This is a genomic window from Xanthomonas sp. 3075 (assembly GCF_014197275.1).
Classification (GTDB): Bacteria; Pseudomonadota; Gammaproteobacteria; order Xanthomonadales; family Xanthomonadaceae; genus Xanthomonas; species Xanthomonas campestris_B.
Window position 1 is genome coordinate 328,029 of record NZ_JACIFI010000002.1, and the last position, 18,280, is coordinate 346,308.

At 66.5% G+C, this 18,280-nt stretch carries 16 protein-coding genes; 6 read left to right on the forward strand and 10 right to left on the reverse strand.

The genetic code is table 11. The features are described from left to right. Positions 1 to 365: 365 nt before the first annotated feature. The 3 genes from GGR62_RS03335 to glyQ all read right to left on the reverse strand — a co-directional run bounded on the left by GGR62_RS03335 (position 366) and on the right by glyQ (position 5,139). Positions 366 to 1,946: a sulfotransferase gene (locus tag GGR62_RS03335; protein ID WP_184406549.1), complete on the reverse strand. Its 1,581-nt coding sequence runs from the start codon at positions 1,944 to 1,946 to the stop codon at positions 366 to 368. Then, positions 1,946 to 4,042 (reverse strand): glycine--tRNA ligase subunit beta, encoded by a 2,097-nt coding sequence (glyS, locus tag GGR62_RS03340; protein ID WP_184406550.1) that lies wholly within the window; start codon positions 4,040 to 4,042, stop codon positions 1,946 to 1,948. The genes GGR62_RS03335 and glyS overlap by 1 nt, the downstream gene beginning before the upstream one ends. 188 nt (positions 4,043 to 4,230) lie before the next feature. Next, positions 4,231 to 5,139 (reverse strand): glycine--tRNA ligase subunit alpha, encoded by a 909-nt coding sequence (glyQ, locus tag GGR62_RS03345; protein ID WP_184406551.1) that lies wholly within the window; start codon positions 5,137 to 5,139, stop codon positions 4,231 to 4,233. 89 nt (positions 5,140 to 5,228) lie between these two features. Between glyQ and GGR62_RS03350 the strand changes: the two genes are divergently transcribed. The 3 genes from GGR62_RS03350 (at position 5,229) to GGR62_RS03360 (ending at position 9,208) form a co-directional block, all read left to right on the forward strand. After that, positions 5,229 to 7,043, forward strand: a complete 1,815-nt coding sequence (locus tag GGR62_RS03350; RefSeq protein ID WP_184406552.1) for a GspE/PulE family protein — start codon at positions 5,229 to 5,231, stop codon at positions 7,041 to 7,043. A 454-nt stretch (positions 7,044 to 7,497) separates the two neighbouring features. Further along, positions 7,498 to 8,262 (forward strand): glutamine amidotransferase, encoded by a 765-nt coding sequence (locus GGR62_RS03355; RefSeq protein ID WP_184406553.1) that lies wholly within the window; start codon positions 7,498 to 7,500, stop codon positions 8,260 to 8,262. 46 nt (positions 8,263 to 8,308) lie between these two features. Continuing rightward, positions 8,309 to 9,208 (forward strand): BPSS1780 family membrane protein, encoded by a 900-nt coding sequence (locus GGR62_RS03360; protein ID WP_184406554.1) that lies wholly within the window; start codon positions 8,309 to 8,311, stop codon positions 9,206 to 9,208. 366 nt (positions 9,209 to 9,574) lie between these two features. On the opposite strand, the gene tatC is transcribed toward GGR62_RS03360, so the two are convergent. The 4 genes from tatC to GGR62_RS03380 form a co-directional block, all read right to left on the reverse strand. Then, on the reverse strand, positions 9,575 to 10,312 hold the full coding sequence (gene tatC / locus GGR62_RS03365; protein ID WP_184406555.1) for a twin-arginine translocase subunit TatC: 738 nt from the start codon (positions 10,310 to 10,312) through the stop codon (positions 9,575 to 9,577). Next, positions 10,309 to 10,878: a Sec-independent protein translocase protein TatB gene (gene tatB, locus GGR62_RS03370; protein WP_184406556.1), complete on the reverse strand. Its 570-nt coding sequence runs from the start codon at positions 10,876 to 10,878 to the stop codon at positions 10,309 to 10,311. The genes tatC and tatB overlap by 4 nt, the downstream gene beginning before the upstream one ends. Positions 10,879 to 10,893: 15 nt before the next feature. Next, positions 10,894 to 11,121 (reverse strand): Sec-independent protein translocase subunit TatA, encoded by a 228-nt coding sequence (gene tatA / locus GGR62_RS03375; protein WP_003484969.1) that lies wholly within the window; start codon positions 11,119 to 11,121, stop codon positions 10,894 to 10,896. A gap of 73 nt (positions 11,122 to 11,194) precedes the next feature. Next, positions 11,195 to 12,103, reverse strand: coding sequence for a YSC84-related protein (locus GGR62_RS03380; RefSeq protein WP_184406557.1), 909 nt, complete (start codon positions 12,101 to 12,103; stop codon positions 11,195 to 11,197). A gap of 155 nt (positions 12,104 to 12,258) precedes the next feature. Between GGR62_RS03380 and hemH the strand changes: the two genes are divergently transcribed. From hemH to GGR62_RS03395, 3 genes are all read left to right on the forward strand, one after another. Beyond that, a complete protein-coding gene (hemH, locus tag GGR62_RS03385) occupies positions 12,259 to 13,224 on the forward strand; it encodes a ferrochelatase (protein ID WP_184406627.1) in 966 nt (321 codons plus the stop codon). Continuing rightward, positions 13,221 to 14,093, forward strand: coding sequence for an alpha/beta hydrolase (locus GGR62_RS03390; RefSeq protein ID WP_184406558.1), 873 nt, complete (start codon positions 13,221 to 13,223; stop codon positions 14,091 to 14,093). The genes hemH and GGR62_RS03390 overlap by 4 nt, the downstream gene beginning before the upstream one ends. A 134-nt stretch (positions 14,094 to 14,227) precedes the next feature. Next, positions 14,228 to 14,515, forward strand: a complete 288-nt coding sequence (locus GGR62_RS03395) for a hypothetical protein (protein WP_184406559.1) — start codon at positions 14,228 to 14,230, stop codon at positions 14,513 to 14,515. A 163-nt stretch (positions 14,516 to 14,678) separates the two neighbouring features. Here GGR62_RS03395 and GGR62_RS03400 read toward each other — a convergent pair whose 3' ends face one another. From GGR62_RS03400 to ttcA, 3 genes are all read right to left on the reverse strand, one after another. Then, positions 14,679 to 15,464, reverse strand: coding sequence for a SprT family zinc-dependent metalloprotease (locus GGR62_RS03400; RefSeq protein WP_184406560.1), 786 nt, complete (start codon positions 15,462 to 15,464; stop codon positions 14,679 to 14,681). 913 nt (positions 15,465 to 16,377) lie between these two features. After that, positions 16,378 to 17,283, reverse strand: coding sequence for a recombination-associated protein RdgC (locus GGR62_RS03405; RefSeq protein ID WP_184406561.1), 906 nt, complete (start codon positions 17,281 to 17,283; stop codon positions 16,378 to 16,380). A gap of 65 nt (positions 17,284 to 17,348) precedes the next feature. After that, complete coding sequence (gene ttcA / locus GGR62_RS03410; RefSeq protein WP_184406562.1) at positions 17,349 to 18,269, reverse strand: tRNA 2-thiocytidine(32) synthetase TtcA; 921 nt, start codon at positions 18,267 to 18,269, stop codon at positions 17,349 to 17,351. Positions 18,270 to 18,280 lie beyond the last annotated feature (11 nt).

Sequence of the window (18,280 nt, forward strand, 5' to 3'; positions counted from 1 at the left end):
GACGTCGCTAGCGGTCCGCAGATGGGTGCGGACGGCGCACGGCAGGCAGGTGTCCGCGTGGTACATGCCGAGCCGAGCACCAGCCACACCCGCCTGCCCACCGCGCGGGCGTCTTGTTAGCGCTCGTGGTGATCCAAGGCAATCGCGTCCAACGGCAGCCACCTGGCTGCCGTTGGCGTTTCTACGCTGCCGAGCCTGATCCGGCGCCTCTGGATCGCAGCGGCGTCACTGCAGGCAGGAAACGCTGCCAATCAACCGCGCGAGCGGCTGGCGCAAGTGACGCGCATGCACGCCGGCCCCGGACACGATGTACACACCCAACCGGTGTCCGCTCGCTTCCTGTTGCAGGCCGCTATCAGCCTGCATCAGGCCTGGATCAGGCCAGCATGCAACAAGGCCTGCCGCAGCGGCTCCAGCTGCGTGGCATAGCGCCGCCACTCTTCCACGTTGCGCCCATGCACGCCTTCGCGCACCTGCACGCTGCTCAGCGTGGCCGATGCGGCCGCATTGCGGGTGATATCGATCTGCCCGGGCTCGATCTCCAGCCCACAGCGCATCATCAATTGCTCCAGCACCGTGGATGGATCACGCACCATCTGCGTGTAATCCACATCGATGACCCGGCCCGGCAATGCCGCACGCCACTGCGCCATCAATGCGTGATACGCCTGATAGTGACGTGCCAACGTATGCAGGTCGTAGCTGTAGGCATAGGAGTCGCCGAACAGCGCGCGGTAATTGGAGAAACACACCGCCATCGGCTCGCGCACCAGATGCACGATCAACGCCCCTGGCAAGGCACGCGCGATCGCGCCGATCGCCACCGCATTGGTCGGCAACTTATCGATGTACCAGCGCGCCGATCCGGCGCGCCACTGCGTCTGTTCCAGGTAACGCGCGCCGATCTGCGCGTAATCCAGCGTTGGCAGCGCCTGTAGCAGACGCGCATCCAGCAGGCTGCGGCCGGCCTGGTCGGCGCCCCAACGCAACTGATGGCCGAAGTCGTTCAATTCACCAGCCGACACAATCTGGGAATGATTGCCCAGCATCCGCTCCAGCACCGTGGTGCCCGAGCGCGGCAAGCCGAGGACGAAGATCGGCTGTGGGCCGTGTGCGGTCGCGGTTTGCTGCGCTGTGAACACGCCTTGTTCGGCCAACGCACCCAACTGTGCGTACAACGTTGCTTCGGCGTCGGCGTCGTGACGCAGACGCGCATGCATCACCGTATTGCCGTGGCGCAGCGCGTCCCAGGCGGCATCGGTCTGACCGAGGTCTTCCAGCTCCTTGTATAGTGCGAATGCCAGCCCGGCGCGATCTTCGCTCTCGGGTTTGGAGCGCTGCAGCTGTTGACGTACTTGCTCGACGTGGTTGCTGCTGACGGTCTGACGGCGCAACCGCGCACGCGTGAGTGCCGCACGGCCGTAGCCGGGCGACAGCGCCAGGGTCTGCTCCAAGGCCTGCGCTGCGTCATCCAGGCGACCATTGAACTGCAGTTGTACCGCAAGAAAGAAACGGAAGTCCGGGCCATCGAATCCGCAGGCCTGTGCGCGCTGCATCATCGCCAAGGCATCGACGTGTTCGCCCAGGGATTGGTGCACGTGTGCGAGCAAGGCCAAGCTTGCGCCGTCGCGACACTGCGTCACCGATGGATGACGCAATAGCGCGTGCAATTGGCGATGCTCGCCCACGCGCAACAAGGCCTGCGCCACACGGCAACGCATCGCCACATCGTCGCCAACATCGCGTGCGGCCAGCCGTAGCTGCGTGACCGCTTCACGCATGCGGCCGTTGGCCAACACGGTGCCGGCCAGCAGCACGCGCGCAGACACGTGCGTCGGTTCGACATCCAGCAGCGCCTGCAGTGCCGACGCAGCCACACCCAGGTCGCGACGTGCCAACGCGGCCTGGGCGGTCTGCCAGTGCACCGCGCCGACGGACGCGGCCATCAGCTGGACAGATGCTCGATGGCGGCGACACTGCCGAGGCGGTCGCCGAGCTTCTTCAGCAAGGCCAGGCGATTGGCGCGCAGCTGCGGGTCTTCGGCGTTGACCATCACACCATCGAAGAACGCATCCACCTGCGGGCGCAACCGCGCAAGGCGCGCGAGCACGGCGACATAGTCGTGGCGATGCAGCGCATCGCCGGTATCGCCGATGGCCGCTTCCACCGCTTCGGCCAGGGCTTCTTCGGCCGGTTCGCGCAGCAGCGTGGTGTCGATGTCGCCGGGAATCTCGCCCTCGACCTTGCGCAGGATATTGCGGATGCGCTTGTTGGCCGCGGCCAGCGCTTCGGCCTCGGGCAGCGTGGCGAAGATGCCGATCGCATCGATGCGGCGGTCGAAGTCGTAGAGGGAGGCGGGCTTCAGTTCGGCGACGGCGTTGAAGTGCGTGGCAGGCACGCCTTTTTCGGCGTAGTAGCCCTTCAAGCGGTCGATGATGAAGTCGTAGAGCTCCACACGTGCAGTTTCAGTATTCCGATCAGCATGCGGCTTCACTGCTTCTGGCAAAGGCTTCATGGCCGCATCGATCAGCTTGGGCAAATCCAACTCAAACCCACTCTCAATCACCGTCCGCGCCAACCCCAACGCGTTACGTCGCAGCGCGAACGGATCCTTGTTGCCAGTCGGCTTCAAGCCTGCCGCAAACCCACCGGCCAAGGTATCCAGCCGCTCGGCAATCGCCAGCACCTTGCCCAACGGCGACAGTGCGATGTCGTCGCCGGCAAAACGTGGCTGGTAGGCCTCATCGATCGCCAGCGAAATCTCACCAGGCTCGCCAGCAGCCTTGGCGTAATGCCGGCCGGCGATGCCCTGCAGCTCGGGGAATTCGTTGACCATGCGCGATTGCAGATCGTTCTTGGCCAGCTGCGCGGCACGACGCGCCTGCACCGGATCGGCACCCACCTGCGGCGCGATCGCCTCGGCCAGCGCAGCCACGCGCGCCACCTTGTCGGCCACCGTGCCCAGCTTGGCCTGATACGTGACGCTGGCCAGGCCTGCGCCCATCGCCTCCAGCCCCTGCTTGAGGTCTTCGTCGAAGAAGAACTTGGCATCGGCAAACCGCGGGCGGATCACCCGCTCGTAGCCCTTGGCCACTTCGGCCACGTCCTTGGAGACGATGTTGGCGATGCCGATGAACTGCTCGGTCAACTTGCCGCCGTCGTCCAGCACTGGGAAGAATTTCTGGTTGATCTCCATGGTTTCGATCAACGCTTCCTGCGGCACCGCCAGGAAATCGCGCTCGAAACTGCACAGCACAGCCGACGGCCATTCGACCAGGTTGACCACCTGTTCCAGGTTGTCGTCGCTGATGCGCGCACTGCCGCCAGCCTGCTTTGCGGCGGCCTCGACTTCTTCGACGATGCGCGCACGGCGTGCGTCCGCATCCACCAGCACGTGCGCAGCGCGCAGCGCCTCGACGTAATCGCCCGGCGCCGCCAGCGACACGTCGCCGTCATGCATGAAACGGTGCCCGCGGGTGATGCGGTCGCCCCGCACGCCCAGCAGTTCGGCCGGGATCACGCCAGTACCGAACAACAACACCAGCCACTGCACCGGCCGCGCGAACGCGTATTCGTGCGCGCCCCAGCGCATCGGCTTGGGGATCGGCATCGCGGCAATGGCCTCGCGCAGGATGTCGGGCAGCAAGTCGGCGGTGCGCGCGCCCGGCGTCACCGCGCGATGCACGAAGCGCTCGCCCTTGGCGTCGCTGGTGCGCTCCAGCGCGGTCCAGTCGATGCCGGCCTTGGCGGCGAACCCGGCCAGCGCCTTGGTCGGCTTGCCCTCGGCATCCAGCGCGATGTTGAGATACGGCCCCAACACTTCCGAGCGCTGCTCCGGCTGCTCGGTGGCCACGCCCGGCAGCAGCACCGCCAGGCGACGCGGGGTGGACAGCGGCTTGGCATCGCCGCGGGTGACGGCGACGCCGCGCTTTTCCAGACCGGCCAGCACGCCATCGAAAAAGGCCTGCGCCAGACCCGGCAGCGCTTTGACCGGCAGCTCTTCGGTGCCCAGTTCGATCAGCAGGGGAAGTTGTTCGCTCATGTCAGGTGAACCTTGCGTGTGTCCCTTCTGCCATCAACGGGCGAAGGTGGCTGGGGAATGTCCTTCTCCCGCATGCGGGAGAAGGTGGCGCACCGCGCCGGATGAGGGTCGTGCCAGGACGGCGGAGACGTGCTGCCCCCATCCGCCCTGCGGGCACCTTCCCCCGCGAGCGGGGGAAGGCAACAGCGTCAGCGTTTGACCCCGGGAAAGCCCAGCTTTTCGCGCTGCGCGTAATAGGCCTGCGCCACGCCCTGCGACAACGTGCGCACGCGCAGGATGTAGCGCTGGCGCTCGGTCACGCTGATCGCGCGGCGTGCGTCGAGCAGATTGAAGGCGTGGCTGGCCTTGGTCACCTGCTCGTACGCCGGCAGCGGCAAGCCGACCTCGATCAGGTGCCTGGCCTCGGCTTCGCAGGCATCGAAGCGATGGAACAGCTCGGCCACGTTGGCGTGCTCGAAGTTGTAGGCGCTCTGCTCGACTTCGTTCTGGTGGTAGACATCGCCGTAGCTCACCGGGGTGCCATCCGGGCCGTAGGTCCACACCAGGTCGTAGACGTTGTCGCAGCTCTGCAGGTACATGCACAGCCGTTCCAGGCCGTAGGTGATCTCGCCCAGCACCGGCTTGCACTCCAGCCCGCCGGCCTGCTGGAAGTAGGTGAACTGGGTCACCTCCATGCCGTTGAGCCAGACTTCCCAGCCCAGGCCCCAGGCGCCGAGCGTCGGCGATTCCCAGTTGTCTTCGACAAAGCGCAGGTCGTGCACCAGCGGGTCGATGCCCAGCGCCTTGAGCGAGCCCAGGTATAGGTCCTGGATGTTGTCCGGGTTGGGCTTCATCGCCACCTGGTACTGGTAGTAACGCTGCAGGCGGTTGGGATTTTCGCCGTAGCGGCCGTCGGTGGGACGGCGCGAGGGCTGCACGTAGGCGGCATTCCACGGCTCCGGGCCCAGCGCGCGCAGGAAGGTGGCCGGATGGAACGTGCCCGCACCCACTTCCAGGTCCAACGGCTGGATCAGCACGCAGCCCTGCTTGGCCCAGTACTGATTGAGGGTCTGGATCAGGCCCTGGAACGTGATTGGAATGGACAGGGGATCGGGCATGCAGCAAGGGCCGTGCGGAAAGGGTGCGCTAGTATACCGGCCGACCCGCAGCGCTTTGCCGCGGAGCACCGCTGCAGGGGAAACAAGCGATGGAACAGCGGCGTACGGCCGATCCAGAGGGTGCAGTGGCGATCCTGCCGCGCGGACGACTGATGTTCGACCCGGTGGCCGCCGCGTTGCTCGCCGATGGCATGGTGGTGCCGCACGAACATGAGCGCGTGCAGTTCTCCGCCGCCGGCGTGCGCAACGCCAGCGAAGTGCATCCGCTGGTGCTGCTGGCCAACCTCAAGCTGCACGCCGCGCAGCCGCCGGCCGGCGAGCTCGGGCTGGAACGACTCACCGAATGGCTGGCCACGCGCACCGGAATGCGTTATCTGCGCATCGACCCCACCCGCATCGACGTGGCTGCGGTCACCGGCGTGGTCTCGCATGCCTACGCGCGCCGCCACCGCATCCTGCCGCTGGCGCTGGATGCCGAGCGCGTGCTGATCGCCACCAGCGAGCCGCTGGCGCTGGACTGGCTGGCCGACGTGCAGCATCTGAGCCGTCGCCGTATCGAACTGGCGCTGATCAATCCGCTGGATCTGCATCGCTACACGATGGAGTTCTTCGGCGTGACCCAATCGGTGCGCGGCGCGCGCGGCGATGTGCGCAGCGCCGAACCCGGCGCGGGGCTGCCCAGTTTCGAGCAACTGGTGGAACTGGGCCGCGCCGGCGACGTCAATGCCGACGACCACCACATCGTGCATATCGTCGACTGGCTGCTGCAGTACGCCTACGAACAGCGGGCCAGCGACATCCACCTGGAGCCGCGCCGCGAGGCCGGGCGCATGCGCTTTCGCATAGACGGGGTGCTGCACAAGGTGCTGGAAGTGCCGCCCTCGGTGATGACCGCCGTGGTCAGCCGCATCAAGGTGCTCGGCCGCATGGACCTGGCCGAACGCCGCCGCCCGCAGGACGGCCGCATCAAGACCCGCTCGCCGGGCGGGCGCGAAGTGGAAATGCGCCTGTCCACCATGCCCACCGCGTTCGGCGAAAAGTGCGTGATGCGCATCTTCGACCCGGATTCGGCGTTCAAGAGCATCGAGCAACTCGGCTTCAGCCCCGAGGAAGCGGCCGGCTGGAGCGCGCTGGTGGAGCGCCCGCACGGCATCGTGCTGGTCACCGGCCCGACCGGCTCGGGCAAGACCACCACGCTGTATTCCACGCTCAAGCGGCTGGCCACGCCGGACGTGAACGTGTGCAGCGTGGAAGACCCGATCGAAATGATCGCGCCGGAATTCAACCAGATGCAGGTCCAGCAGAACATCGACCTGGATTTCGCCAGCGGCGTGCGCACGCTGCTGCGGCAGGACCCGGACATCATCATGATCGGCGAAATCCGCGACCTGGAAACCGCGCAGATGGCGGTGCAGGCCTCGCTCACCGGGCATCTGGTGCTGTCCACGCTTCACACCAACGATGCGGCCTCGGCGATCACCCGTTTGCTCGACCTGGGCGTGCCGCACTATCTGGTCGCCAGCACCCTCAACGGCGTGCTGGCGCAGCGGCTGGTACGCACGCTATGCGTGCACTGCAAGCGCCCGCACACGCTCAGCGACGACGACTGGTCGGCGATCCGCGAGCCCGGCGAAGCGCTGCCGGAAACGCTCAACGTGCACGCCCCGGTGGGTTGCCTGGAATGCCGCCGTACCGGCTATCTCGGCCGCGTGGGCTTGTACGAATTGCTGCCGGTGACCCCGCGCCTGCGCAGCCTGATCCGCGCCGACACCGACCTGGCCAGCTTCAGCCACGCCGCGCGTGGCGAGGGGTTACGCACCTTGCGCCGCACCGGGCTGGAAAAGGTCGCCGCCGGGCTGACCACGGTGGAAGAGGTGCTGTCGGTGTTGCCGCCACGGGAGTAGGCGCAACGCATATGAGCGGAGCGGATTGGCTTGGCTTGGTGGCGTGATCGGCGCGGCCGCCCTCACCCCAACCCCTCTCCCGCGAGCGGGAGAGGGGCTTATGTCCGCGACTCCCGCGCATGGAAATGCTGCCTTCCCTTCTCCCGTGCCCAGCAATGCTGCCTTTCCCTTCTCCCGCGGGCGGGAGAAGGTGCCCGGAGGGCGGATGAGGGCTATCCGCACGATACCGCCGCCGCTCTGACCATCAACTGGATGCAAAGACTGGCGACCGACCTGGCAACACCTCAGCCATCGCCGCTCAGCACGCGCCGCCGGCCCCCTCGCCCCCCCAAACCACCCCTCAACACATAGCCATCTGGCATAACCTTAGCTGCATCCGTTGGGAGGCCAGTCGAAAAACCCGCGCGTAGCTGCCTACAATCAGGCATATCCGTCGCTGCTGGATTTCGATCGCATGTCCGCCTTGCCGTTCCTAATCATCGAAACCGGCCGTCCCGTGCCGGCGATGAGGCGATACGGCCGCTTCCAGCACTGGATCCGCGTTGCGGCCGGGCTGGCCGAGCATGAGACCGTCGCCATCGATGTCGCCAACGGCGACCGCCTGCCCAGCCGCGACGGCTTTGCCGGCACCATCGTCAGCGGTTCGGCCGCCTTCGTCACCGACCGCGCCGACTGGAGCGAACGCAGTGCCGAATGGCTGCGCGAGGCCGCCTATCAAGGCATGCCGCTGCTGGGCATCTGCTATGGGCACCAGTTGCTGGCACACGCGCTGGGCGGCGAGGTCGACTACAACCCGGCCGGGCGCGAGTCCGGCACGATCGCGCTGGAATTGGAGCCGCCGGCCGAACAAGACCCCTTGTTTGCCGGCCTGCCGATGCAGTTCCCCGCTCACGCCACCCACCTGCAGACGGTGCTGCGCGCGCCCGACGGCGCCGTCGTGCTGGCACATTCGCGCCAGGACCGTTGCCACGCCTTCCGCTGGGGCCAGGCCACCTGGGGCGTGCAGTTCCACCCCGAGTTCGCCACCCACCACATGCGCGGCTATGTGCAGGCGCGCGCCGACTGCATTGCCCGCCATGGCTGCTGCGCCCGCACGGTCGCCCGCGAGGTCACCGCCGCGCCGATCGCCCGCAAACTGCTGCGCCGGTTCGTGCATCACGCCCGTGGCCTGCAAACAGTGAACGCTCATCCCGGCGCACACACACAAAAGCAGCGATAATCGCGGCACGCCGGATGGTCCGGTGCGTATCGATCCGGAATTGGGAATGAGCGAAATCCGCAAGGTGCCGGCGTCTGCCGGCGCAGAATGGCTGTTGACCGGTTTCTCGCTGTTGAAGCGGGCGCCGCTGGCGCTTGGCTCGCTGGGGGTGATCTGGAGCGTGGCGGCCACCCTGGTGGTATCGCTGTCGGTACTGGTGCCGCTGCTGGGCCCGGCCCTGCAGTTCCTGCTGGTCTTGGCCGGCCCGCTGTTCATGGGCGGCCTGCTGTGGGCGATCCGCGAGGTCGACGAAGGCCGCATCGCCAAGCCATCGCATCTGCTGCACGGCCTGCAGGACGGCCGCGCGCCGCATCTACTGGTGTCACTACTGCCGCAGCTGATCGCCGGCCTGCTGCTGGGCGTGCTGTTGCTGGCGATGATCGGCGCCAGCGGGCTGCAGCAGTTGTCCGAGGTGATGGTCAAGATCAATCAGATCAGCCAGTCCGGCGCGCAGCCGGACCCGGTGCAGATCGAGCAGCTTGCCGCCAGCCTGCCGGCCGGCCGCATCCTGCTGTGGCTGCTGCTGACCATCGCCACGTTCGCGGCGATGACACTGGCGCTGTTCGTGATGCCGCCGCAGGTGATGTTCGACCGCAGCACCGGCGGCCATGCGCTGCGTGAGAGCTTGCGGGCAAGCCTGCACAACCTGCCGGCAATGCTGGTGTTCTTCCTGCTCGCCTTCATCACCATCTTCGCGATCTATTTCGCGGTGATGATCGTGGCGCTGATCGTCGGCTTGGTGGCCGGGCAGACCGTGGCGATGTGGCTGGCCCAGCTGTTGTTGATGGCGGTGCTGATGCCGGTGTTCGCCGGCTCGGTCTACGCCGCCTGGAAGCAGATGTTCACGCACGACGGCAGCGTCGCCCAGCCAACTGCGCCATCGCGCCCGGATGTGTTTGCTGCTTGATTTGCTTGCGCGTCGCCGGTCGAGATGATCACTCGGCCGGTCGTATCGGTACTGCAAGGCATACCGGTATTGGCCGACCATCCCCATGTTGGCACGCGCTTCGGAAGATCTTCTGACGCACGTGCCAACCGATGGTTATTGACCAGGATCCATCCGTCGGATGGATCCGCGATCCGATCACTCTCGATCTGCTTGATCTCCACGCCCACGACCGTACTGCCAACCCGCAGGTGATCGCCGGGCGTCTTGCGCGCTGTCAGCTACGCGATGACACTGCAGCGATGCTGCCCGCGGGCGCGTCAAACAACTGCTCTGACGGGGGTGCCTTGCATGTCCAATCCGGCGGAGTGGCTTGTGGGAGACCGATTAGTCGCTCTTCGGCCCAACTGCCCGCGAAGCGATGATGCCCAGCTCATAAAGCAGGCACATCGGGATGGCCAGCATCAGCTGCGAGACCACATCCGGCGGGGTGAGCACTGCGGCCAGGACGAAGATGCCGACGATGGCGTAGCCGCGCCCTTCGCTGAGCTGCTTGGGCGTGACCCAGCCCAGCAACACCAGGATCACCAGCGCCACCGGCAGCTCGAAACTGGCGCCGAAGGCGAAGAAGATCGCCAGCACGAAATCCAGGTACGAATTGGCGTCCGGGGTGATGGCGATGATGTCCGGCTTGAACGTGGTCAGGAAGTGGAACACCGCCGGCAACACCAGAAAATAGGCGAACGCGCAGCCGATATAGAACAGCGCCACCGCCGAGGCCAGCAGTGGAAACGCCAGCTTCTTTTCGCGTTGATACAGACCCGGCGCCACGAAGGCCCAGGCCTGATACAGCAGCCACGGCACGCTGAAGAACACCGCCACGAAGAAGGTCAGCTTGAGCGGGGCGAAGAATGCGCCGGCCGGATTCACTGCGACGATGGTCTGCCCCAGCGGCAGCTGCGAAATCAGCGGTGCGGCCAGCCACGAATAGATCGCCCGCGAAAACGGCAACAGCGCCACCAGCACCACGCCCAGACCGATCAAGGCGCGCACCAGGCGCGCGCGCAACTCGACCAGATGCTCGATCAGACTGCTTTCGGCCTGTGCGTCGTCGAACAGGCTCACGGCCGTTTCTCCTGGATCGTGGTCGGTTCGGTCGGTGTGGGCGTCACCGGCGCGTGCGCACTGGCGGCATGCGGCGCCGGCACCAGCGGATCATGCGGCGCCGGCACGGGCACGTGCTGAGGCGCCGGGGCGATCGGCTGGGCCTGTGCGATGACCGGTGCGGCCGTGGTCGGCGCGCCTGCGGCCGATGCGTGGTCCGGTGTGGAGACATCATCGGCATGCGCCAATTCCAGCGGCGTCGCTACCGGGGCCGCAACGCTGCGAATATCGATGTCGCGACTGACGTCGTCATGCAGCGCGCGGGCGCCCTGCTCGACCTGCTGCTGCTTGTTGCGCAGCTGATCTTCGGCTTCGCGCAACGAGGCCTGCACGTCCTGCAGGCTGCGCTTGAGCTCTTCGGCTTCGAGCTCGCGCTCCAGTTCCTGCTTGACCGAATCCCATTGCGCGCGCGCGCGGCGCACCCACAATCCGGCAAACCGGGCCGCCTTGGGCAAACGCTCGGGACCGAGCACCACCAGGGCGACGATCGCAATCAGCGTCAGTTCGCCAACACCTATGTCAAACACCGACGCCGCTCCGGATCAGCGCGCGTCGCGGTCGCGTTCGGCCTGCGCCTCGCGCGCCTGCTCGGCAGTGCGCGAGTCGTCGCCGAGCTTGCCGGCCGGCTTGTCGTCGTCGTGCATGCCTTTCTTGAATTCCTTGACCGCGCTGCCGAGATCCTTGGCACCGCTGGTGAGCCGCTTGGTACCGAACACCAGCAACACGATCACCAGCACGATCAGCCAGTGCCAAATGCTGAAACCGCCCATGATCTGCTCGCTTGCTGAAGAAGAAGGAAGACGCAGGATACCCCAGCGCACCGCGCAGGGGGATGACAGCGCGTCAGCGGTTGCCGTCCAGCGATTCGGTGCGGATTTCGCCGTCGGACACCGGCTGGAATCCCTGCTGCGGCGGGGGCGTGGCGGCGGGCTGCATCGGTACCGTGCTGGCTTCATTGGCCGGCGGTGGCGGGGACGATGGTGCCTGTGTTGGTGCCTGTGCCTGGGCCGGCGGTGCAGTGGGCGATGGCGGCGCGGTACCCGCACCGTCGGTGCCGCGATTGGCGCGTGCGGTGTAGGTGGCCTCTTCCAGGCGGTCGCGGAAGGCGATCACGTCGGTGGACGGGCGCTCGTTGGTGCGGCCTTCGAAGATCATGCGCGGGGTGGCGCCGCCACCGTACGCATTCAGATCGGCGGCATCGTCGATCTGCAGCACCGCGCCATCCAGCGCGACGCCGGCAAACAGGCCACGGGCACGCGACCAGGACCAGATTTCGGCCTTGAGCTGGCCGTCGGTGGCGGCGGCGGCATTGCGGCCCACCGGGCCTGCAGCCACGCCGGCATCGGCGCCGAGGGTGAACTTGCCGTTGACGATGTTGTCCAGGCTGCGGTCGTTGCGGAACACCAGCACCACGTCGGAGGACTGCACGCCGGCCTGGAAGCCGATGCTGCCGCCGGTGAGCTTGACGAACACCGGCTGCGACCAGCTGCCGTCGGGGTTTTTCATCGACATCAGGCCGTGGCCGCGACGGCCGCCGATCACCAGGCCGGCCTTGAGCGTGTCCGGGATGACCACGATGGCGCGCGCTTCGTCGAGCAACTTGTCCGGGATGGCCTGCTCGGGAATCTTCATGATCTCGCTGAGCACCCGCACCGCGTTACGTGCGCGCTGGTCCTCTTCCGGGCCGGCGACGGCATGGCCGGCGGCGAAGGTCAGCGACAACAACAGGGCCAGGCGCGACAAACGAGGCATGACAAGCTCCAAAGGACAATCCGGCAAAGATAAATCAACCAGCTGACGTTAGTCGCGGCGCAATGAATCGGTGGTGAGCGCAACCGGGTCGGCAGATGCACTCAATGCGTCCGATCGACACGCTGTCCTCGGCAGCACTGCTGCGCTCTGCCAGAATGGTGCGCATGAACACCACCCCCGATACCGCCCTGCTGGTCGTCAACCTCGGCACCCCCGAGTCGCCCACCGCCCCGGCCGTGCGCCGCTACCTGGCCGAGTTCCTCAGTGACCGCCGCGTGGTCGCGATTCCGCCGCTGTTCTGGAAACCGCTGCTGTACGGCGTGATCCTGCCGATCCGCGGCCCCAAGTCGGCGGAGAAATACGCCAAGGTGTGGTTGCCGGACGGCTCGCCGCTGGCGGTGTACACGCGCCGTCTGGCCGAGGGTCTGAAAGAGGTGATGCCCGATTGGCATGTGGAATGGGCCATGCGTTACGGCCAGCCCGCGCTGCGCAAGACGCTGGACGGCCTGCGTGCGCGCGGCATCAAGCGCATCGTGGTGCTGCCGCTGTATCCGCAGTATTCGACCACCACCACCGCCTCGATCCAGGACGTGATCGATGCCTGGCGCCCGAGCGCGCCGGAGATCGCGGTGGAGGTGATCCAGGACTATTGCGAAGACGCCGGCTGGGTCGCGGCGATTGCCGATTCGATCCGCGCGCATTGGCAGGCGCACGGGCGCAGCGAGAAGCTGATGTTCTCCTTCCACGGCCTGCCGCAGCGCGTGGCCAATGCCGGCGACCCGTATCCGCAGCAATGCGAGCGCAGCGCGCAGGCGATCGTTAGCGCATTGGGCCTGGGCGCGGACGAATGGCAGATGGGCTACCAGTCGCGCTTCGGCGCCGAACGCTGGCTGCAGCCGTATGCCGAGCCCACGCTGTGGAAACTGGCCGAAGGCGGCGTGCGCAGCTTCGATCTGGTGTGCCCCGGCTTTGCCACCGACTGCCTGGAAACGCTGGAAGAAGTGGCCTTGGGCTTTGCCGAAACGCTGGCCGAGCGTAACGCCACATTGAGCTATATCCCGTGTCTCAACGCCAGCCCTGCGCATGCGCAGGCACTGGCCGCGTTGGCACGTCGCGTATGAGGTTGGAGCCGTTTGCGTGCGATCTGCCGATTGGTCGGATCACAGGGTTGCGCAATCACGAGCGCGGCCCGCGCCGGATGCTGGCGCTGCATGGTTGGCTCGATAACGCCGCCAGTTTCCTGCCGCTGAGCGCGCACCTGCATGCACAGGACCTGGACCTGGTGTTGCTCGACCTGCCCGGCCATGGCCACAGCGCGTGGTTGCCGATCGGTGCCGAGTACACGCTCAGCAGCGCGATCGATATTTTGTTGCAGGTGGCCGATGCTCTGGGCTGGGACCGTTTCAGCGTGCTCGGCCATTCGCTTGGCGGCGGCGTCGCCAGCCTGCTGGCGGCCGCCGCGCCGGAGCGCGTGGACGCCTTGATCGCCATCGAGGCCTTGGGCGCACTGGCCGGGCCGGTGGAAAGCACCGCAACGCGCCTGCGCGATGCGGTGGCCTCGGCCCGCACGCTGGCGCAGCAACCGCTGCGGGTGTTTCCGTCGATGGAGATGCCGGTGCGCGCGCGCATGATGGCCAATCAGCTCACCGAGCCGGCCGCACGGCTGCTGGTGGAACGCGGCCTGCGCGTGGTCGAAGGCGGCTACAGCTGGTGCATCGACCCGCGCCTGACCCTGCCGACCGCCATCCGCATGACCGAAGCGCAGATCGATGTGCTGCTGGCCTCCGTCGCCTGCCCGACCCAGGCGATCTTCGCCACGCCGGCGCAGGTGTATTTCCCCGAAACGCTGCGCGATCACCGTGTGGCGCTGATGCGCGACGCGCGCCTGCAACTGCTGCCGGGCACGCACCATGTGCATATGGAAACCCCTGCGGCGGTGGCAGCGGTAATCAACGGGTTTCTGGCCGGGTTGCCGCCGCCGCGCGGCTGAGCACAGACCGATGGCGCCGGCGTTCACGCACGCATCTGCATGGCGCGTTGGGCCATGGGGATGTAGCGATTGCCGGCGCTTGCGCAGCGGCGGCGTATCGGCCACTCCACCCTCCAACGGGATCAGGTAGCGCAATGCGTACTGCTGAAAACCTTGTCGCCGCCATCGCGTCCTTCGACGCGTGGAATACGCCCTGGACATTCGTCGGCAGCGTCTGCGCAGACCCGCGGCTGGACGACAACGACCGGCAACTGCTGCAACAGGTGTGGACAACGGCTCATCGATCCGATCAGTGGCTGTCGGCCAACGATCTGGCTACTGCGGCGACCACGGTCGGCACGGCGCTGATGCAGCGCTTTCCCTGGCTGTCGCCGTTGGCTTGTCGGCAGGTCGTCAGGGCCGCGGCGTACCAGTGGACGTAGCGGCAACGCCTGCAGTTCACGACGCGCTGCGCGCCGGTCGCGTTATGGGCATCGATAAGGAGGCGCCAACTGGCACGGAGTCCACCTGTGCACGCGCCACTGCTGGCTGATGCTCTGCCGGTGGTTGTCGCCAGGGCCGCAGCCTGCGAAACAGCGGCCACGCTCACTCTGCCTGCAACATACGCCGCAGCTGCGCCTTGAGTTGGCGGCCGTGTTCGTGGAAGTAACTGCGTTCGTCGCGCCAGGTGGGGAAGCGCTGCTCCACTTCGGCCCAGAACGCCGGCGAATGATTGGCCTGCAGCAGATGGCAGAGCTCGTGCACCAGCACGTATTCGAACGCGGAAGAGCGACCGAGCACCAGCGCCAGATCCAGCGCCATCGAACCATCGGGTGCGAGCGAGCCCCACTGCGAGGACATCACCTTCAAGCGTACCCGTGCCGGTGCGCGCGGCAAGCCGGGCAGATAGCTCGGCAACCAGCGGCCGACATCGGCGCGCGCCTGCGCTTCGTAGAATTCCTTGAGGGTGCGGCGTAAACCGGCATCGCCCAATCGCGCGGGAAGATGGAAGTGCGCGCCTGCGTCGGTCGTCTCGATACGCGCATAGCGCCCCTCATGCCAACTGAGCGGCAGCAAGGCACCGCGCAATGGCAACACACCGGGAACGCCACGCTCCAGCGCAGGCAGGGCATCGACCTGCTGATACCGCGACAACTGGGTGCTCAGCCAGTCCAGATGCGCATGCAGAAACCGTTCGCCGGAGACCAGGCTTGCGCGGATAGGCAAGGTCAGCCGCGCGCCGCGTTCGTCCACGCTGAGCTTGATGCGCCGCGCACGCGGGTCGCGCACGCGCAGCACTGCGATCTCGCGCCCGTCCAGTTGCACCTGTACGCAATCGCGTTCGACAACCTGCGGGACGGGCGCGATAAGGCGGCGGACGGGCTTGAACATGCGCACAGGATAGCGCTGGGATGTGTCAGGTGGTAAGACGGAGCGATTGATGTATCCGATGACGGCGGGCACGCGCGCTGCGGCGACACTGCATCCATCACGCCCTCCCTGGCGCAATGCGCGACACGCAGCCCAAACCGTTTGGGCGCACGCGCCACAACGACGTGTGCATGGTCCGCGCAGTGTGCGAGCCGCGCCCATGCCAACAGCGTCGATGCGTGAGCAGGCGCGGTGGACGCCGGTACCGGGCCATTGTTGGCGTCACTTGCAGCGGGCAACAAACGCTGCGCTCATCGCCAAGTGGGCGCGGCAAGCATTACGGTTTCCATCAGCACACGACCACGCTGGCAGGTGCGGTGAAGGCAGCGCGCCCCCGACCAAGGCGGCGTTGAAACATCCAGACAGTGCTGAAGGTCCAACTCTCGGTCACCTTGACAGGTGATCGAGCGGTGGGAATGGGTCGGTTGCAGAGCAGCGGCTCTGCGGCCTGGCTGCAGAGCCCTTGCCCGCCGACCGCCGCGGGACACGCCGTGAATCCGTCCATGGAGGCTCTTATGCGACATCCATGCCGCATAACTCCCGCGACGGTCGGCGGACAAGGACCAGTCGAGAGGGTCGGTGTGCACGGCCAAGAGCAGTGCGTGATGTGCGCATCTTCGATGCTGAGCCACCGGTTCGACGTCCGATACACCTCGAGCGGCAAGCAGGTTTCTTACGCGACCAACGATTAACTTTCTGGCGCGGTGTCCTCCCGGCTTGCGGGATCCTTGGCGGCATGGATGCCGCCAAGGATCCTCCATCAAGGGATGCACGGCGTGTCCGCAAGCGGCGAGGGCAGCGTGCCCCTCGACTCCCCGCGCGTTTGACTGAAGCTCGGATCGCGCCTCGACGCCGCCACGGTGCGACGTCCTGGTTACTCGGCCTTGCTCAGCTTCAACGCGGTTTCCAGCAGCAGGAACAGGCGGCGAATTTCTGCGCTCATCAGCGCAAAGCGCGCATCGAGCTCGGCGCGCGCGCCGTCGTCGTCGCTGTGTTCGAGCTGGTCCAGTGCGCCATCGAGGAACTTGAGCTTGCGGATCACCAGATCGTCGCCGAGCACGAACGACAGGTTGTCGTCCAGCACCAACGCCAGCTTGGTGACCTGCTTGCCGGCTTCCAGATGCTTGTCGATCTCGTCGCCGCGCAGTTCCTGATGCTGGCACTTGACCACCGCGCCGCCTTCGATCGGATCCTTCATCTCGCACTCTTCGCCCAGGCTCAGGCCTTCGGGCAAGGGCTCGCCAGCGATCCAGCCGGTGAGGATGGAGCGCGGTGCGACTTCGGCGTTCAACGGCAGCGCCGGGAAGCTGCCGAGCGCGCCGCGGATCTCGCTCATCACGTTCTCGCCGCTCTTGCGGCTGGAGCTGTTGACCGCGATGTAGCCGTGCTGCAGGTCCAGGATGGCATCGGTGCGCGAGCTCTTGACGAAGGCGCGCGGCAGCAGCTCATGGATCAGGTCGTCCTTGAGGCGCTTGCGTGCCTTGCCGCCGGGGCGACGGCCTTCCTTCTCTTCGATCTCGGCGACCTTGCGCTCGAGCAGATCGTTGACCACCGCGCCGGGCAGGATCTTGTCCTCGCCACCGACGGTGAGCCAGAGGAAATCTTCCAGACGGTGCGAGAGCAGCTCCTGCTCGTCGCGGCCGAACGGGGAAATGAAACCGCGCGAACTCATTTCCAGCGGGCCGACCGGCTTGAGCTGCACTTGCGGCAGCAGCGTATCGATTTCGGAAAAATCCAGCGTGGTGGGAAAGCGGAACAAGGTGAGATTGCGAAAGAACATGCGTTGGACCGAAGAGAGAAAGAAACGTGGAGGGTGGAAGACGGACGCTGACCGGATGAGCCGCGTCAGTCGCTGTCGTGTGTGGTGTCGGTGGCGGCCAACCACGCGGTGGAATCGAGATCAGGATCAGACGGTGCCACGTCGCCGATGCGGCCAAGCGACAGGAAGTCGAACAGCCTGCGGTCGGCCAGTTGCTCGGGGCGCACATCGGCCAGCGCGCGGGCGATCTGCTCGACCCGCCCGGGCTGCTCGCGGTCCCACTGCTGCAACATCCTGCCGACCTGCTGGCGCTGCAGGTTTTGCTGGCTGCCGCACAGGTTGCACGGAATGATCGGGAACTGGCGCGCCTGCGCGTACGCGGCGATATCGGCTTCGCGCACATAGGCCAGCGGGCGGATCACGACATGCTGGCCGTCGTCGCTGCGCAGCTTGGGTGCCATCGCCGCGAGCCGGGCGTGGTGAAACAGATTCATAAAAAACGTGGCCACGATATCGTCGCGGTGATGGCCAAGCGCGATCTTGGTCACGCCATGCGTCTGTGCGTAGGCATACAGCGCGCCGCGCCGCAGCCGCGAGCACAGCGAACACATGGTCTTGCCGGCCGGGATGACCCGGCTGACCACCGAATAGGTGTCCTGTTCGACGATATCGAACGGCACGTCCAACCCGCGCAGATAGGTCGGCAGCACATCGACAGGAAAGTCGGGCTGCTTCTGGTCCAGATTCACCGCCACCAGGGTGAACGGCACCGGCGCCTTGCGCTGCAACTGCAGCAGCATATCGAGCAGGGTGTAGCTGTCCTTGCCGCCGGACAAGCAGACCATGATCTTGTCGCCGGCGGCGATCATGCCGAAATCGGCAATCGCCTGGCCCACCTGGCGTTGCAGGCGTTTACCCAGGCGCACCTGCTCACGCTGCAGCCGCTGACGCGGGTCGCGCGGCGCGGGGTCGGCCAGGGGGTGCGGCAGCGGCAGGACAGCGGTCATAAGCCAGCCAT